Annotated in this window: 14 protein-coding genes and 1 riboswitch; of the genes, 11 read left to right on the forward strand and 3 right to left on the reverse strand. The window is 46.8% G+C overall.

The window, feature by feature from the left end:
* Positions 1–7: 7 nt before the first annotated feature.
* Together lpdA and K401_RS0119075 are read left to right on the forward strand one after the other, a co-directional pair.
* Positions 8–1,441 (forward strand): dihydrolipoyl dehydrogenase, encoded by a 1,434-nt coding sequence (gene lpdA, locus K401_RS0119070; protein ID WP_024294452.1) that lies wholly within the window; start codon positions 8–10, stop codon positions 1,439–1,441.
* Positions 1,438–3,225 carry an aminopeptidase P family protein gene (locus K401_RS0119075; protein ID WP_024294453.1) on the forward strand — a complete coding sequence of 596 codons (1,788 nt, stop codon included), beginning with the start codon at positions 1,438–1,440 and terminating at the stop codon, positions 3,223–3,225. The genes lpdA and K401_RS0119075 overlap by 4 nt, the downstream gene beginning before the upstream one ends.
* Before the next feature lie 26 nt (positions 3,226–3,251).
* Here the strand turns inward: K401_RS0119075 and K401_RS0119080 are convergent, their stop codons facing one another.
* Positions 3,252–3,593: a helix-turn-helix transcriptional regulator gene (locus tag K401_RS0119080; RefSeq protein WP_330362285.1), complete on the reverse strand. Its 342-nt coding sequence runs from the start codon at positions 3,591–3,593 to the stop codon at positions 3,252–3,254.
* Positions 3,594–3,764: 171 nt separating this feature from the next.
* Between K401_RS0119080 and K401_RS0119085 the strand changes: the two genes are divergently transcribed.
* Entirely contained in the window at positions 3,765–4,640 is an 876-nt protein-coding gene (locus tag K401_RS0119085) for a GGDEF domain-containing protein (protein WP_024294455.1), read from the forward strand.
* A 156-nt stretch (positions 4,641–4,796) separates the two neighbouring features.
* Here the strand turns inward: K401_RS0119085 and K401_RS0119090 are convergent, their stop codons facing one another.
* Positions 4,797–5,693 (reverse strand): helix-turn-helix domain-containing protein, encoded by an 897-nt coding sequence (locus K401_RS0119090; RefSeq protein ID WP_027352388.1) that lies wholly within the window; start codon positions 5,691–5,693, stop codon positions 4,797–4,799.
* Between the two features lie 296 nt (positions 5,694–5,989).
* On the opposite strand from K401_RS0119090, the gene K401_RS0119095 reads away from it, so the two are divergent.
* From K401_RS0119095 to K401_RS0119125, 7 genes are all read left to right on the forward strand, one after another.
* Positions 5,990–7,006 (forward strand): ABC transporter substrate-binding protein, encoded by a 1,017-nt coding sequence (locus K401_RS0119095; RefSeq protein WP_029700888.1) that lies wholly within the window; start codon positions 5,990–5,992, stop codon positions 7,004–7,006.
* An 82-nt stretch (positions 7,007–7,088) separates the two neighbouring features.
* On the forward strand, positions 7,089–8,048 hold the full coding sequence (locus K401_RS0119100; RefSeq protein WP_242837878.1) for a FecCD family ABC transporter permease: 960 nt from the start codon (positions 7,089–7,091) through the stop codon (positions 8,046–8,048).
* Entirely contained in the window at positions 8,045–9,043 is a 999-nt protein-coding gene (locus K401_RS0119105; protein WP_024294459.1) for a FecCD family ABC transporter permease, read from the forward strand. Before K401_RS0119100 ends, K401_RS0119105 begins: the two co-directional genes overlap by 4 nt.
* 15 nt (positions 9,044–9,058) lie before the next feature.
* Positions 9,059–9,871, forward strand: coding sequence for an ABC transporter ATP-binding protein (locus K401_RS0119110; RefSeq protein ID WP_024294460.1), 813 nt, complete (start codon positions 9,059–9,061; stop codon positions 9,869–9,871).
* A gap of 32 nt (positions 9,872–9,903) precedes the next feature.
* Positions 9,904–10,245, forward strand: a complete 342-nt coding sequence (locus K401_RS0119115) for an FMN-binding protein (protein WP_029695098.1) — start codon at positions 9,904–9,906, stop codon at positions 10,243–10,245.
* 95 nt (positions 10,246–10,340) lie between these two features.
* On the forward strand, positions 10,341–12,035 hold the full coding sequence (locus K401_RS0119120; RefSeq protein ID WP_242842360.1) for an ABC transporter ATP-binding protein: 1,695 nt from the start codon (positions 10,341–10,343) through the stop codon (positions 12,033–12,035).
* Positions 12,028–13,779 (forward strand): ABC transporter ATP-binding protein, encoded by a 1,752-nt coding sequence (locus K401_RS0119125; RefSeq protein ID WP_024294462.1) that lies wholly within the window; start codon positions 12,028–12,030, stop codon positions 13,777–13,779. The genes K401_RS0119120 and K401_RS0119125 overlap by 8 nt, the downstream gene beginning before the upstream one ends.
* Before the next feature lie 384 nt (positions 13,780–14,163).
* Positions 14,164–14,253: riboswitch (cyclic di-GMP riboswitch) on the forward strand.
* Between the two features lie 88 nt (positions 14,254–14,341).
* Here K401_RS0119125 and K401_RS0119135 read toward each other — a convergent pair.
* Positions 14,342–14,923, reverse strand: coding sequence for a prolyl-tRNA synthetase associated domain-containing protein (locus K401_RS0119135; protein ID WP_034620194.1), 582 nt, complete (start codon positions 14,921–14,923; stop codon positions 14,342–14,344).
* Between the two features lie 304 nt (positions 14,924–15,227).
* Between K401_RS0119135 and rlmD the strand changes: the two genes are divergently transcribed.
* Complete coding sequence (rlmD, locus tag K401_RS0119140) at positions 15,228–16,964, forward strand: 23S rRNA (uracil(1939)-C(5))-methyltransferase RlmD (RefSeq protein ID WP_242842323.1); 1,737 nt, start codon at positions 15,228–15,230, stop codon at positions 16,962–16,964.
* Positions 16,965–16,973: the final 9 nt, after the last annotated feature.

Genomic DNA, 16,973 nt, shown 5'->3' on the forward strand with positions numbered 1-16,973 from the left:
GGAGTAAGTGGCAGAACATTATGATATTGTGGTGATCGGCGGAGGGCCGGGCGGATATACGGCGGCTTTAAAAGCAGCCGGTCTGGGGCTTAAGACCGCCATTGTGGAGAAGGAAAGGCTGGGAGGAACCTGCATCAATAAGGGCTGCATTCCCACCAAGGCGCTGCTCCATGCCTCCAGTATTTTTGAGGCGCTTCAAAACAGTGATGAATTCGGAGTATCCACGGATTTTATTTCATTTGATTTTAAAAAGATGCAGAATTATAAAAAGCGTTCTGTCAAGGCGTACCGCAAGGAAGTGGAGGAACTTATTGAGGCAGCCGGAATATCCGTCATTTGCGGGACAGCCACCATACGCCGGGGGCGGACCATTGAGGTGAACGGCCCGGAGGGCAAGGATTATTATGAGGCGGATCATATCATCATTGCCGCCGGAGCCAGGCCGGTGACGTTAAAGATCCCGGGAGCAGACCTTCCCGGAGTGCTGACCAGTGACCGGCTGCTGGCCTCTGATACGTGGAATTACGATCGTCTCACCATCATCGGAGGAGGGGTGATCGGGGTGGAATTTGCCACCATTTTCAGTGCCCTCTGTTCCCATGTGACCATACTGGAGAGCGAGGCCCACTTATTGGGACCAATGGATTCTGAAGTTTCCCAGGCTTTGGAAGAGGAACTTAGAAGAAAAGGAATCGCCATACACTGCAAGGCAAAGGTTAAGGAGATACGGGAAGAGCCTAATCAGGGACTCATATGTATGTTTGAAGTGGACGGTGAGGAACAGACCGTCCGTTCCGGGCAGGTTCTCATGGCGGCAGGACGGGCCCCCTGCCTGGATGGGCTGATGGGGCAGGATGTAAATCTTGAAACAGAGAATGGGCATCTGAAGGTGGACTCAGAATTTATGACCAGTGAACCTGGGATTTATGCCATCGGTGATGTGGCGGCTCATATCAAGCTGGCCCATGTGGCAGCTGCACAAGGAACTTATGTGGTAGAAAAGATTGCAGGAGTTGAGCATACCATCCGGCTTTCTGTGGTACCAAACGGCATGTTTGTCAAACTGCCTGTGGTGCCCAGCTGCATTTACACAGAACCGGAGATCGCTTCCGTAGGGCTTACCAGGGAGGCGGCAAGAGCCTGCAGCATGAAGGTGAGCTGTGGCCGCTATTCCATGAGCGGAAATGGAAAGTCTATTATAAGCAGGGAGCAGAACGGGTTTATCCATCTGGTGTTTGAGGAATATTCCGGCACTCTGGTGGGGGCCCAGATCGTATGCTCCAGGGCAACGGATATGATCAGTGAGATGGCGACGGCTATTGCAAACGGGCTGACAGCTGAACAGCTTATGCTTGCCATGCGTGCCCATCCCACCTACAGCGAAGGAATTGGGGCGGCTATAGAGAATTATTTTGAAACCAAAGGAGAGATAAAGCAATGATTCAGGAAAGACTGGAACAATTAAGAAGCCTGATGGCAGAGCACCAAATGGATGCTTATATGATCCCAACCTCGGATTTTCATGAATCTGAGTATGTGGGAGAATATTTTAAATGCAGAGAATTTATGACTGGATTCAGCGGATCAGCAGGTACGGCTGTGATCACAAAGGATGGGGCCGGCTTGTGGACCGATGGACGTTATTTTGTACAAGCCGGAAAACAGCTTGAAGGGACAGGAGTTACCCTGCAGAAAATGGGACAGCCGGAAGTTCCTGAGATTGGGGAATATTTGGAGCAGGTCCTTCCAGAAGGCGGTTGCCTGGGATTTGACGGCCGTGTGATAAACTGCCAGCTGGGGCAGGAACTGGAAAATCTGCTGTCGGAAAAAAATGTGACCCTGGCTTATCAGACTGATCTTGTGGATGTTATATGGAAGGAACGTCCGCAGCTGTCTGCAGAGCCGGCCTGGATTCTTGAGGAGAAGTATGGTGGAAAGTCTTCTGCTCAGAAAATAGAAGAATTGAGAAGCCAGATGAAGAAGGAAAAGGCGACGATTCATATTCTTACCACATTGGATGACATTGCATGGCTTTTAAACATCCGGGGAAATGATGTGGTGTGCAATCCGGTAGTGCTTTCCTATGCAATGATCACTCTGGACCGCTTTTATCTCTTCATCAATGAAACGGTGTTAAAGGAAGAGGTGAAAGCCTATTTTAAGGGCCTTTCCGTAACTGTATGCCCTTATAACGATATTTATACAGCCGTCCAGCAGTTAAGGAATCAAAAAGTCCTTTTAGAGACAGCCAGGACCAATTACGCTATAGTAAAAAATCTTGACGGTTCTAACAAAATCATTGATAAGATGAACCCAACCGCTTTGTTAAAGGCTATGAAAAATCCGGTGGAAGTGGAAAACATGAAAAAAGCCCATATCAAGGATGGCGTGGCCATGGTAAAATTCATCTACTGGCTGAAGCAGAATGTGGGAAAGGAAACCATCACAGAGGTCAGCGCACAGGAGTATTTAGATGACCTGCGTTCCCGGCAGGAAGGAAATCTGGGACAGAGTTTTGATACGATTTCCGCTTATGGGGCAAATGCGGCTATGTGCCATTATAAAGCCACTGGGGAGAGCGATGTGAAAATAGAGACAAAAGGCCTTTATCTGGTAGATTCAGGCGGACAATATTATGAAGGAACCACCGATGTGACCAGGACCATTGCAGTAGGACCGCTGACAGAGGAAGAGAGAGAACATTTTACACTTACGGTCATCAGCATGCTTCGCCTGGGAGCAGTGAAATTCCTTTATGGCTGCCGCGGGCTGACCCTGGATTATGTGGCAAGGGAACCCTTCTGGAGCCGCGGCATTAATTATGACCATGGAACCGGTCATGGAGTGGGATATTTGCTGAATGTCCATGAGCGCCCCAATGGAATCAGATGGCGAATGGTTCCGGAACGTCAGGATAACAGTGTTTTGGAGGAAGGTATGGTTACTTCCGATGAGCCTGGAGTATATATAGAGGGCAGCCACGGCGTCCGTACAGAAAACCTGGTTGTGTGCAAAAAGGCTGAAAAGAACGAGTATGGACAGTTTATGGAGTTTGAATTCCTGACCATGGTTCCCATTGATCTGGAAGCCATTGATACATCCATTATGACAGAACGTGATGTAAAGCTGTTAAATGATTATCATAAGGCTGTTTATGAGGCCCTTTCCCCGTATTTCACTGGGGAGGAAGCCTTATGGCTGAAAGAGAATACTAGAGCTGTTTAGCGGATAAAACAAGGCAGGACCGTAAGTTACGGTTCTGCCTGTTTTTGATTGTCCGCATTTGCTCTGAGCCGCAGCAATATGGGGAAAACCGCTTCCAAATCTTCTTTGGTCAAGTCTTTCATCAGCGCAGCGGCCTCCCTTAGAAGAGGCTGTTCTTTTATTTCCGTATTAAAAAATTCTATGGGAGTAATTTCAAGATAATCGCAGATTTCAAAAAATTGTTTCATAGATGGCATGGAACGTCCTGAAGAAATTCCCTGGATATAGCTCTTGTTTTTCCCTAGATCCAGGCTCATTTGATATTCGGAGATATCTTTTTTCAGGCGAAGTTCCGTGATTCTATTCCTGACAAACTGTACATCCAACATTATCACCTCTAGGTTAATCATAAAGGATATTCTATGCAGATGCTACGTATTATATGCGTAATAATGGTTGAAAAACTGGTTGCATATACGGATGAAAAGCGTTATCATATACCATATACGAATGGAAAAGATGCTGAATGAAGGATTCCAGCAGGTACAGGGGGAAGGATCATGACAGGAAATTCAGGAAGTCGGTTCGAGGAGCGGAGTACGATAAACGAGCATGAGTTCTTCCGTTTTAGTGAGACGGAGCAAATGTACAGAAACATTGGTTTTTTTAAAGATACGGTTTTATTTGAGTATTCTTATATGGATGAGAGGCTATATCTGTCACCAAATGCCAGGGGACAGATCGATTTGAGGACTTTTGGGAGGATTCTTGCAAAGCATCGGGACAATGCTCCCAAAGACGGAGAAATCCGTTCCTTTGAATTTTGCCTTGGAAAAATGGGTGAACCATATCACTGGTGCGGCTGCAAGCTTACCGCTCAGTGGGAGGATCGGACATCAGGTCCTGTTAAGCTTATTGGAAAGCTTCAGGATATTACCGGACTGAAGGCGAGGGAAGAGCAGCTTTTGCTTCAGTCTTTAAAGGATGGACTCACGGGCTTATACAACAAAACAGCCTTTGAATACCGGGTGGAAGAAAAATTAAAGGACGGAGGCTGGGGCTGGCTTTGCATGATCGATATTGATAATTTCAAGGAAATCAATGACTGTTTCGGCCATCTGGCCGGAGACAGGATCCTGATGCAGGTAAGTGGAATGCTCTGCGATATTTACACGGAGCCGGATCTGGTAGGAAGGGTAGGCGGTGATGAATTTGTTGTTTTTACGACAAAGGAAAATGTCCGGGAAAGGGCGGAGAATCTGTTGGACAAGGTAGAAAGGATAATACCGGAAGAAAGGGGCCATCTTTCTGTCAGCATTGGAATCGTTTCCATTACCGAAAAGGGCGGAGAGGATTATCAAAAGTTATTTTCCAGAGCGGACCGGGCCATGTATCAGGCAAAACAGGCTGGTAAAAACCGGATTGCTTTTTTATGACGATTGACGGCATTTGAATGAAGCAGAATCAGAAATATAGAAGAATGGAAAAGCAAAAAAGGAGGAGCCCGCTACGTATTTAGCGGGCCCCTCCTTTTCATTGACCGTTTCGCACGGCTTCTGACGGATAATAGGTGGAAATCTGTTTTGTGAAGATCACCTTATCATCTCCCGCGGCAGAATACCGAATTTTTTTTGAAATGCCTCCGAGAAATGGCTTACGTTTGTATACCCCACAGCAAAGGCCGATTCACTCACGTTATGTTTTCCTTGCTCTAACAACGCAAATGCTTTTTCAAGCCGCTGCTCCCGGACAAATTCATAAACAGTGTTTCCGAAGTACTGCTTAAAAGAACGCTTAAGTTTGCAATCGTTCATGCAAATCATACGGGATAGTTCCAGCAGAGAAGGGGGGGATTCCAGCCGGTTTAGCAGAATCTCGCGTGCATATGTCAAACTATCAATATCGGTTCTGGAAAGCTGGCTTATGGAATTCCTTCCATTGTCCTTACAAAGCAGTCTGTCAATGTTGATGGATAACAGCTCTAAAATATAGCTTTCCAGCAAAAGCTTATTTATTTGATTTGTTTCTTTTATGAAGCAGAGATCCAGCTTGTTTACGATGCTTTCTTCCCGCGCATCGCTTTTAAAGCCGTAGAAGGAATACGAATCCTTTTGGAAAGAGCGGAACCCAATATTACTTTTACCGCAGACAGCTTCACAAAAGCCATCAAACGTGCGTGGGCTGACCCAAATAGAATATAGATGCACCTCTTGGCCGCTATTGTATTCTGAATATGCGTTGGTTTCTCCCAGAAAACCCAGCGATGCATATCCGGGTCGAAGCTCCACAGGTTTGCGGCTCACTTCGCCGCAAATGGGAGTTTTTCGCGTATAGCTTAGCTCAAACACAGGAGATGTGGTGCCGGATTTTCTCTTTACTATGTTGGAAAATGTACCAGAGGACACCACGATATGTACATCCGGCCGTATCGCAATTGTTTCTTTTGGAAATATATTTGATGCTTCAAATTTTAACGGTAAATATGACATTTTATCAACCTTTATAATGTCCATCTTGGGACAAAGAAAATCCGCCGGAAGGCAGAAAACGACCTATGAATCCATTACTATTATAGTTAGTTTTACCTAACCAGTCAATAGGGACTATCTACAATAAACATCTAATGCTGATCAGCAATACAAAAAGCCGCTGAATCATGTAATTCCGTTAAGGGGCAGGGAACCTCCGTTTCAGGGCAGAAAGAAAGCCTGCTTTTTCGTATACTGACCAAGGTTAGCTTTCTCTAACTAATCAAAGTACAATTAATATTAGGAGGTTTAAAGTGATGAAGCGACTTATAATTCCAATTTTCCTCATGCTGTCTTTGGCACTGGCCGCATGCTCGCCCGCAGCAAATAACCCGCAAACATCAGGGCAGCCAACATCTTCCGTTCTGGATACAAAACCGGAAGGTCAAAATGGCGGTACCATTACGGTTGAAGATATGAAGGGCACGGTTGAGATTCCTGCCAATCCGCAGCGTATTGTAGATGTTTCGGGCTTGGCTGATGAACTGATTATTTTGGACATGCCATTTATCGCCTCGGCCAACACCAGTATGTTTGACGGTATAACAGTGCCGGATTATCTTCAGGAATATTTCACTAAAAACAATATTGAGACAGTGGGCAACTACTCCGGAGCTTCCGCATCGGGCGATTTGAACCTTGAAAAAATTGCCGAGCTAAAGCCAGATCTTATTATCATGAATATCCGGCATGATAAGGTATATGAGCAGCTCAAAGCTATCTCCCCTACGGTCATGATCAACGACGACATCAGCTATGTCAACTGGAGGGGACGTTTTCAGCAGCTTGGCCAGTGGTTCGGCAAAGAGGATATTGTAACGCAGTGGCTTTCTGACTATGACGCAAAGGCAGCCGAGCTCTCAGCAAAGGTCAAGGAAGTGGTTGGCGATGGCACCTTTGCCGTTCTGGAAGCTAATTCGGTACATTTCGGTTCCTATTACGTTTACCGGACCGGAGGCCCGGGTGAGTTGATATACGATGAACTGAAGCTGGCTCCCTCGTCCGGAGTTCCGGAAGGCGTGTGGGGAGAGGTCGTTGACGCGGAGTATTTTTCGAAAATCGATGCAGATCACATCTTCTTTTTTAGCGATGACGGACGGGTTGGAGATACCGGAAACAGCCCTGTTTGGCAGAACTTGAAGGCAGTAAAAAACGGAAACGTATATTACGGTAAGAATGAGGCGCAGTATAATATGGCGTACACGGCGAACGGCAAGCTACTGTACATGGAGAAACTGGCAAACGCCATTATCAACCACAACAATGTCGAGTAAGCCTCAGGCCCCGGCAAGCCCTCCCCCTATCCCCTTACAATGGATTCGGACAAAAGCGGGGTTTGCGCTTTCCCTTATTCTGATGGTGTGTATCTTACTGTTTTCCCTCCTGCTCTCAGCCAGTGTAGGTGTGGCAGGCGGAAATCTGAATGTTTTGATAGATGCGCTTTTGCATCCGGTAAGATCAACCGACATGGGAAGGATTATGCTTGAAATGCGTATGCCCAGAGCATTGGCCGCCTGCTTTACCGGGGCGGCCTTTGCCCTTGCCGGCGGCGTGATGCAGGGTGTGACAAGAAATCCTTTAGCGGATGCCGGGCTTTTGGGAATCAATGCGGGGGCAGGATTCCTCGTTGCTCTGACCGCAGTTCTTTTGCCGTCCTTATCAAGCCTCGGTACGATGCTTTCGGCCTTTATGGGAGCGGCCCTGGCCGTGCTGATGGTCTATGGGTTGGGAATCGGCAGGCACAAAACCGGATCTATCCGGCTTATATTGGCAGGTTCTGCCGTTTCTGCCTTACTGACTGCATTGAGCCAGGGGGTTTCTCTTACCTTCGGGCTTTCCAAATCGCTGTCTTTTTGGACAGCTGGAAGCTTGTCCGGCATTACATGGCAGAACCTTCTCCTGACCATTCCATGGATTTTGGGCGCAGGTTTTGTCAGTCTGCTCCTTTCAGGGAGATTATCAGTATTGGCTCTGGGAGAGGAAAGCGCGGCGGGGCTTGGTGTAAACATATGGGCAGTTCGGCTCACCGGCATTGTGGTGGTGCTTATTCTGGCCGGGGCGAGCGTATCCTTAGTGGGCGGAATATCATTTCTGGGGCTGATTGTGCCTCACATTGCACGATTCCTCGCCGGTGAGGATTATGGAAGGCTTTTACCAATCTCTGCGCTTCTGGGGGCGATTCTGCTTGTGCTTGCCGATATTGCAGCCCGTACCATTAACGCTCCTTTTGATACGCCGGTAGGTGCTCTGGTATCAGCCATTGGTGTCCCAGTTTTTCTGGCACTGACATACCAGAAGAAAGGAGCGATTCTATGAAAAAGAAATGCAGGCAGAAGTTTGTACCATGGGTCCTCCTGGTGGCGGTAATTGCGGCTGTTCTGCTGTCCATCAACAGTGGCTATTCGAGCATTCCTTATTCTGATGTGGCAGAAAGCCTATTACATCCAAGCGCTCCAAATGCATCCGTTATTCTTTTGCAGATTCGCCTCCCACGCATAGTCCTTGCCGTTCTGTGCGGAATGGGGCTGGCCCTATCCGGCTGCATACTGCAGGCGGTGACAGAAAACCCGCTGGCTGATCCGGGTGTATTGGGAATCAACGCAGGAGCGGGCTTTACGGTCATGCTGTTTTTGACGCTTTTCCCTGCTTTGCACACCAGCACCATGATCTATCAGCCGCTTTTCGCCATGGCGGGAGGGCTGCTGGTGGCGGGATTGCTATACGTTTTTTCAAAAAGAAACGGAAAAGTCAGGCCGGCTTATCTCTTGCTTGGCGGTATTGGTCTTTCAGCTGGTTTTTCGTCCGTAATGCTGATTATGGCTGCCGACATGGAAAACAGCAGTTATCAGTTGGTGGCCAGGTGGCTGGCAGGTAATATCTGGGGAACCAGCTGGTATCAGGTGAAAGCGCTGCTTCCTTATCTACTGATTCTGCTTCCCTTGCTTTTCACAAAAGCAGGTGTTTTGGACTTACTGCTTTTGGGAGAAGAAGTATCCCTTGCGCTGGGCGTCCGGGTGGAAAGAGAACGAAAAGTCTTGCTGGCTGTGGCAGTGTCGCTGGCGGCCAGTTGCATTTCTGTCAGCGGCGGTATTGGCTTTATCGGACTGGTTGCACCCCATATAGCAAGAAGATTTGTAGGCGGGCGGCACCATGTACTTCTGCCTGTATCCATGCTGTTTGGAGGATTGCTCCTGCTTCTTGCGGATACCATAGGGCGCTCACTTTTTGGAACCATTGAAATACCGGTCGGAATCGTGATTTCTGTTCTGGCCGCGCCCTATTTTCTAATTCTGCTTCGCAGGCAGGTATAAGGAGGTGAACAAATCATGAAATCCTGTATTACAGCTGACAAACTGTCCGCCGGTTATAACGGTGTCACAGTGTTCCGTGATATGGATATAGAAATCCCCGCAGGGAAAATAACGACACTAATCGGTTCCAACGGCTCCGGAAAATCAACCATTTTAAAAACCATGTCCCGTCTGATCGCACCGTCGGCCGGTGCGGTTTATCTGGATGGGCAGTCCATTCACAGCATGCCCACCAAATTGGTGGCGCAAAGACTGGCGCTCCTTCCCCAAGGTGCGCAGACACCCACGGGTATTACAGTAAGCGATTTGGTGGAATACGGGCGATTCCCCTACAAAAGTCAATTATCGGGACTTACGCAAAAGGATAGGGAAATTATCAAATGGGCCTTATCCAGTACAGGTATGTCAGCGCTTGCTGACCGGGAAATGGATCAGCTTTCGGGCGGGCAGCGGCAGCGAGGCTGGATAGCCATGGCACTGGCACAGAAAACAGATATTCTGTTTTTAGATGAACCAACAACATATCTGGATATTTCGCATCAGCTGGAAATTTTACAGCTTTTGCAAAGGCTGAATTCGGAACAGAATGTTACTGTGGTTATGGTCTTACATGACTTAAATCACGCCATCATGTTTTCCGATTATCTGGTGGCAGTCAAGGATGGAAAAAAGCACTGCTCTGGTTCACCGGGGAATGTAATCACACCTCAATCGCTTCGGGAGGTTTTCAACGTGGAGGCGGCAGTTGTTCGCCATCCCGTTCTGGATGTGCCCGTATGCCTGCCTTATGGTGTGCGTGGGCAAGTCTTTCAAAAACAGGATCAGTGATAAGCAAATGGAGGAAATGAACAGTGAAAAAGATGATTTATGCATTAATGATAGTCTTATGCATGATGGTTTCTTTGGCCGGATGCAGCGGTTCTTCGGGAATATATGAAGCCGGGACTTATACTGCGTCTGCCGAAGGATATGGGGGCGATGTTTCGGTGGAAGTGGAGTTTGATAAGGATTCCATTGTATCTGTAACAGTAACTGATCAAAATGAAACGGTTGGCATTGGTGACAGAGCAATTGAAGAATTGCCATCCAAAATGGTGGAGACACAAACTTGGGAAGTAGATGGGATTACCTCAGCAACAGTATCCTGTGACGCAATCAAGGCAGCGGTAAAGGATTGTATCAATCAGGCTAAGAGTAAATAATGAAAGAGAGGTGAGAGAAGTTGAATATTAAAACTGCTGCAAAACATTCCACTGTGCGGGGAATCATGACTTTTGCGCGGGGAAAAAAGGGACCTATGCTGCTTTCTGCTCTGTTGTCTATTCTTGGAGTTGTAAGTGGTCTCGTCCCCTATCTTATAATAGGCCAGATTGCCGGTAACTATCTTGCCGGTAATCTGACCTATCAAGGCTTGCTGCTTTGGGTGGTCTTGTCTGCATTGGCATATATCCTCCAAGGTATACTGCATGGCGGGAGTACGCTGCTATCCCATCGGTACACTTTTGAGATTCTTGAAAATATTCGTCAAAGTGTAACTGACAAAATGAGTCGGCTCTCCATGGGGACAATTCGGAAGTACTCATCGGGCGAATACAAAAATCTTGTGCTGGATGAGGTTGAGAAGCTGGAATATCCTCTTGCTCATGCAATCCCAGAGGTAACAGGAAATCTGTCGGCCTTTCTGATAACGTTCTCTCTCATGTTGTTTATGAATGTCCGCTTGGCTTTCAGCGCACTGATTACTGTACCTATAGGACTAATAATTATGAAAGCCATGTTTCGGGGATATGGGCAACGGTATGCGCAATTTATGAAGGCAGGAGAGGCCCTTAACCAGACCGTAGTGGAATATATTGATGGAATTGATGTAATAAAGATTTTTAATCAGGCAGACAGAAGTTTTGAAAAGCTCCATCAGGCTGTGAATTATTATAAGGAGTTTACATTGGCATGGTATCGGCACAACTGGCCCTATAACTCGGCATACTATGTGATTCTTCCTTCTGCCATTGCAGGCGTTTTGCCGGTAGGCATGGTCTTGCTCGGGCAGGGCGAGATTTCTCTGGCTACCTTGCTCTTATTCTTTTTGCTCTCCTTTGCCTTAATTCCGCCGCTGATTAAGCTGACTGAATTTATTGATAACTTTGCTGTCATTGTCAAAACAGAACGCGAAGTACATGATTTTCTTGAACAGGAAGAGCCTCAGTACGCTTCCGTTCCAGTAACCATCAACAATTTCCGGATTACCTTAGAAAATGTCCGGTTTTCCTACAACCAGTCGCTTGCGTTGGACAGTGTGAGCGCAGAGTTCCCCTCCTCCGGCGTTACGGCAATTGTCGGAGAATCCGGAGCTGGAAAAAGCACGCTTTTGCGGCTGATTGCAAGGTTTTGGGAAATTGACAGCGGCAGAATATGTATCGGCGGCAGGGACGTTCGGGAAATCCCACAGGAACAGCTAATGAATATCATCAGCATTGTCGATCAGGATAATTTTTTGTTTGACATGAGTATTTGCGACAATATTCTGCTTGGAAAGCCCGGCGCCACGAAGGAGGAGATTTCGGAAGCGGTGAGAGCTTCCGGGTGTGAGGAAATCATTCATCGGCTGAAAGAGGGGTTGGATACCGTTGTGGGCAGTGGCGGTGATTTGCTCTCCGGAGGCGAGCGCCAACGTGTCTGCATCGCCCGTGCCATACTGAAAAATGCCCCGATTCTACTGCTTGATGAGCCTACCGCCAGCATGGACATGGAGAACGAACGAAAGGTGCAGATGGCCCTGCAGAAGCTGGTACAGGAGAAAACGGTCATTATGGTTGCCCATCGGCTAAAAACAGTTGCGGGAGCCAAACAAATTCTGGTGATGGATCATGGAAAGCTGATTGATACAGGAAACCATGACGCGCTGCTTGGGCGCTGCCCGTATTACGCAAGGCTATGGAACGCCTGCGTCAGTGCGGAGAAATGGAGCATTGGGAGGTGTGAACATGATTAAGCTGCTGCGCCGCATACTGAGAATGTCCGGCAGCCTGAGACCCAGAATTATCTATGGGTTCGTCTTTGGATTTATCGAGGGTATTTTTAATGTATTTCCATTAATAGCAATTTTTTATATCATCAATACTTATCAAAACGGTGTCATTACCGGCTGGGAGGCTGCCATCGCGATAGGCTTGCTTTTGATGGGACTCATAGGGCGGATACTGTTCCGTTATTTATTATCCAGGTTTCAATCCTCTGCAGGATTTGAAATGGTGGCGGAAAGCCGCTTGAAAATCGGAAGCCTATTAAGGCAGGCACCCATGTCGTTTTTTGATGCGCATAAGCAAGGCGATTTAACCGCCTGCATGACCACCGATCTCAGTTTTATTGAGATGTATGTGATGTTTATTCTGGATAAGGTGGTAAACGGATTTTTGATGACGGCTGTAACCGCTGTGTTCCTGCTTGCCTTTGATTGGAGAATCGGTCTTGCCGCCATCATAGCGTTATTGCCGTCCGTGCTCATCTTTGCTTTGCTTCAGAAAAAAGGGAAAGAACTGGGCCCTCTTCGGCAGAACACCCAGGCGGAGCTTGGCTCAGCGGCCATTGAATTTGCTCAGGGAATTATTACGGCGAAAGCATATGGAATGAAAGGCCGACAGGCAAAGCGTATTTCTGATGCGTTTCATAACAGCAATATCCGTTCCTTTCAGGTAGAACGCGGGTTTGTACAGTGGGTGTCAATTTTTCAGATGGTTGTAAAGCTGGCAGGCTGTGTTACAGTCCTTGTTTCATCTTTGGCCGCGCTGTCTGGCAGTCTTGAATTATCTGCTTATCTAATGCTCTTGGTTGCATCCTTAACGATGTTTGCAGGACTTGAGCAGTGTGCTTCCCAAACGCCCATGCTGCGTATTATGGAGGCCTCTTTGGATCGAATTGAAGAAATCACCAACGCCGGATTAAAAGGGAACGTTGAAAAGACAGCTGGCACCATTCCGGAGCGCTTTGATATCACATTTGATCATGTAACCTTCGGATATGGAAAGGAACCGGTTCTTAAGGATCTGTCGTTTCATGTGCCGGAGTATACGTCTGCGGCGCTGGTTGGTTCGTCCGGCAGCGGAAAAAGCACCATTACAAAGCTAATCCCACGTTTTTATGATGTCTCCCAGGGAAAGGTTCAAATTGGCGGTATCGACATACGGGATATGTCCCTGGATCAAGTCCTCTCCTATGTCAGTATGGTATTTCAGAAGGTGTATCTGTTTCAGGATACGATAGCTAACAATATCCGTTTTGGCAAGCAGGACGCGTCTATGGAGGAACTCATTGAAGCGGCTAAGAAGGCTTGTTGCTATGATTTTATTATGGAGATGGAGCATGGCTTTGACACGATGATCGGAGAAGGTGGAAATACTCTTTCTGGCGGACAGAAGCAGAGAATATCTATTGCGAGAGCCATTCTGAAGGACGCTCCGATTATCCTGTTGGATGAAGCGACCTCCAGCATAGACCCTGAAAACGAAGCGCTGATACAACGGGCGATCAACCATTTAATTAAAAATAAGACACTTGTCATTATCGCTCATAACTTGTCTGCTGTTAGAACTGCGGATCAAATTCTGGTTCTTAATCATGGACAGCTTGCAGAGTCAGGAAAGCACGATGTACTCCGGCTGGAAGATGGTCTTTATAAAAACTTGTGGGATATCAGCCAGGAGGTCAGCCTGTGGCAGACAAATCAGGCTATGCAGTAGACCGCCAAACCAGCATAAGGGGGGACTCCTATGAAGCAATTGACAGATTCTATTAGGAATTATTTGAAAGCTGTTTATTCAGTTTCCTTCAGTATCGGTGACACTGTGCGTTTATGTGATATTGCTGTTACTCTGTTTCTATGGTGGAGAAGATTGCAAACATTGAAGATTTTCTTGTGGAGACCCTGTCTGTTTCAAAATAAATAGCGGTATTAAATGCCGATGCTATTGAGCGCGTCATAAGCGCGGATACGCTTTGCTCCATTTACCGATTTAACGGAAAGCAAAAATATGGTGAAAAATGCAAAAAAATGTGTTGGATTTCTTATGATCCAACACAAGTATCGCCGTACTAAAAACAAGAGGATAACCAAAACAACAGAATAGAGCCAAGGGCAAACCCACCAAAAGGTGGGGAACCAAAGTCAAAGGGTCTAAGGCGTTTTCGGACGTTTGGATAGCCTGACTGTCAAAAACCATGAAAGGGGCTGTTGCTTAGTGCAACAGCCCCTTTTATACTTTTATTATTATAATATAATAGACCCGGCTGCACAAACAGGGATCAATCCTGTCCGGAAGGTAAGTCTACTAATGTGTATTCACAAGGAATAGCCGGAAGGATCTTGTCCAAAAGATCCACGGTTTTAAACTTCAGGCTGGAGGTATTGATACAGGGATGGCAGCCAAAGAATTCGCTGGAAAGCACATCCTTATCGATCAGCAGTCTGACGCGGCGGCCTTTATCATTCATAAGGCCCAGGACCGAAACCGAGCCAGGGGTGATGTCCAGAAATTGGGACATAAATTCCGGCTCTGCAAAGGAGAGCCTTGCGGAGCCGATCTGCCTGGAAAGAGCGGCGGTGCGGAATTTCTTTCCCCCAGGCAGCAGGAGAAGATAGAAATCAGTTTTCTGGGCATTTCGCAGAAACAGATTCTTACAGATGTCTATTTGTAACAGCGCATCAACCTCCCGGCAGGCCTCTATGGTGGGAAGGGGAGAGTGATCTACACGCTGATAGGATATGTTCAGTTTGTCCAGAAGGTCATAGGTGCGGATTTCTTTGGGAAGACGTCCTGTTAAATTGCCTGGCCGTCCGTTATAAAGGGTTTTATCCAGGAAAAAGTTATCGTATGTATCAACCATGTGTTGCACTTCCTTTTGTCTTTTTATGATTTATTATATCCGAGGTAGAAAAAATTACAAGTATTTTTTGTATGTGCGTAAGAATTTCAGTGGTTTTGGAGAAGGAGATGTATTATAATAGCTGTGGAGAAAAAAACAGATAAAAAGCCCGGCGAAAAAACAGTAATTAAAATGGTTTTATAAAAGGCCGGGTTTTATTATGTGGAAAGGTTGAATTGGAAGGTAATAAGGATAGGAAATGAATAAATATAGGAAAAGATCAAAAGCTGAAAGAGATCAGATTTAGGAAGGATGGATTGTATTTATGATAGATAACAGGCTGAAAAAAGAGAAATTCAGGAATGACAGAATGGTAAAGGGCAGTGATAAGAGGAAGATCGGCGGAGAGAAGGGAAAGGAAGACAGCAGGACCGGCAGCTATAATGACAGGAACAGCAGTACCAGAGGCAAGACCGGAAATAGCGATGGCAGGACCGGCAGCTATAATGACAGGAACAGCAGTACCAGAGGCAAGACCGGAAATAGCGATGGCAGGACCGGCAGCTATAATGACAGGAACAGCAGTACCAGAGGCAAGACCGGAAATAGCGATGGCAGGACCGGCAGCTATAATGATAGGAACAGCAAGAATAGAGGTAAAACCCGAAGCGACGGTGGCAAGACAGGCAAAGACAGTGGTAATAACAGAAACAGCAATGACTGGAACGGCAAAAACGATGACAGGGTCGGAAGCAACCGCAGTAAGAGCGGCAGCCCCATTGGCAGGAGCGGCGGCTACGATGAAAGGATTGGAAGCCACCATAGTGGAAGCGGCAAAAATGGCAGTGACAGCAGTAAAAGCGGCGGGGACGGTATGATGTTTCAAAAGGAAAACAGAAGAGTAAGAAGATTTTCTTCCCAATGTCCTGTATCCAGTAAGTGTGGAGGCTGTCAGCTTTTGGACATGCCTTATGAAAAACAGCTGGAGCAAAAGCAAAAATATCTGGAGAAATTGCTGAAACCATATTGCCGTGTTGCACCGATCATTGGAATGGAGAATCCCTATCATTACCGCAATAAGGTTCATGCAGTGTTTGACCATGACAAAAAAGGGAATCCTGTTTCAGGCATATATGAAGCGAGCTCCCACAGGGTTGTTCCGGTGGAACGCTGTATGATCGAGGATCAAAAAGCGGATGAGATTATCGGAACCATAAGGGGCATGTTGAAGTCCTTTAAAATACGTACCTACGATGAGGATACCGGGTATGGGTTACTGCGCCATGTACTCGTACGGAGGGGATTTACTACGGAGGAAATTATGGTGGTTCTGATAACTGCCTCACCGGTTTTTCCTTCTAAAAACAATTTTGTAAAAGCCCTGCGGGAGAAACACCCGGAGATCACTACGATCATACAGAATGTAAACGGCCGGGATACAAGCATGGTGCTGGGGAATAAGGAGCATGTGCTGTATGGGAAAGGATATATTGAGGACATTCTCTGCGGCTGCCGTTTCCGTATTTCTTCCAAATCCTTTTACCAGGTAAATCCGGTACAAACGGAGGTTCTCTATAACAAAGCCATTGAGGCTGCAGGGCTTACAGGTAAAGAAAGGGTGATCGACGCCTATTGCGGGATTGGTACCATAGGAATTGTTGCCAGTAAGCATGCAAAGGAAGTTATTGGCGTTGAACTGAATCGGGAAGCAGTGCGGGATGCGTTGGAAAATGCCAAGCTCAATGAGATTAAGAATGCCAGATTCTTCTGCAATGATGCAGGCAAGTTTATGGTGAACATGGCGGAGAGCGGAGAACATGTGGATGTGGTGTTTATGGATCCGCCAAGGAGCGGAAGCACGGAAGAGTTTATTGATTCTGTAGCGAAAATGAGGCCTGAAACAGTTATTTATGTGTCCTGCGGGCCTGAAACGCTTGCAAGGGATTTGGAGTATTTTCAAAAGAAGGGGTATGAGGCGAAAATGGGATGGGGGGTAGATATGTTTCCTGCAACGGATTGTATTGAAGCAATAATCATGATGAAGAATAAAACAAAATATTAATTAAAAAAG

Origin of the sequence: Lacrimispora indolis DSM 755 (assembly GCF_000526995.1) — a bacterium.
In the GTDB taxonomy this organism is placed as follows: Bacteria; Bacillota; Clostridia; order Lachnospirales; family Lachnospiraceae; genus Lacrimispora; species Lacrimispora indolis.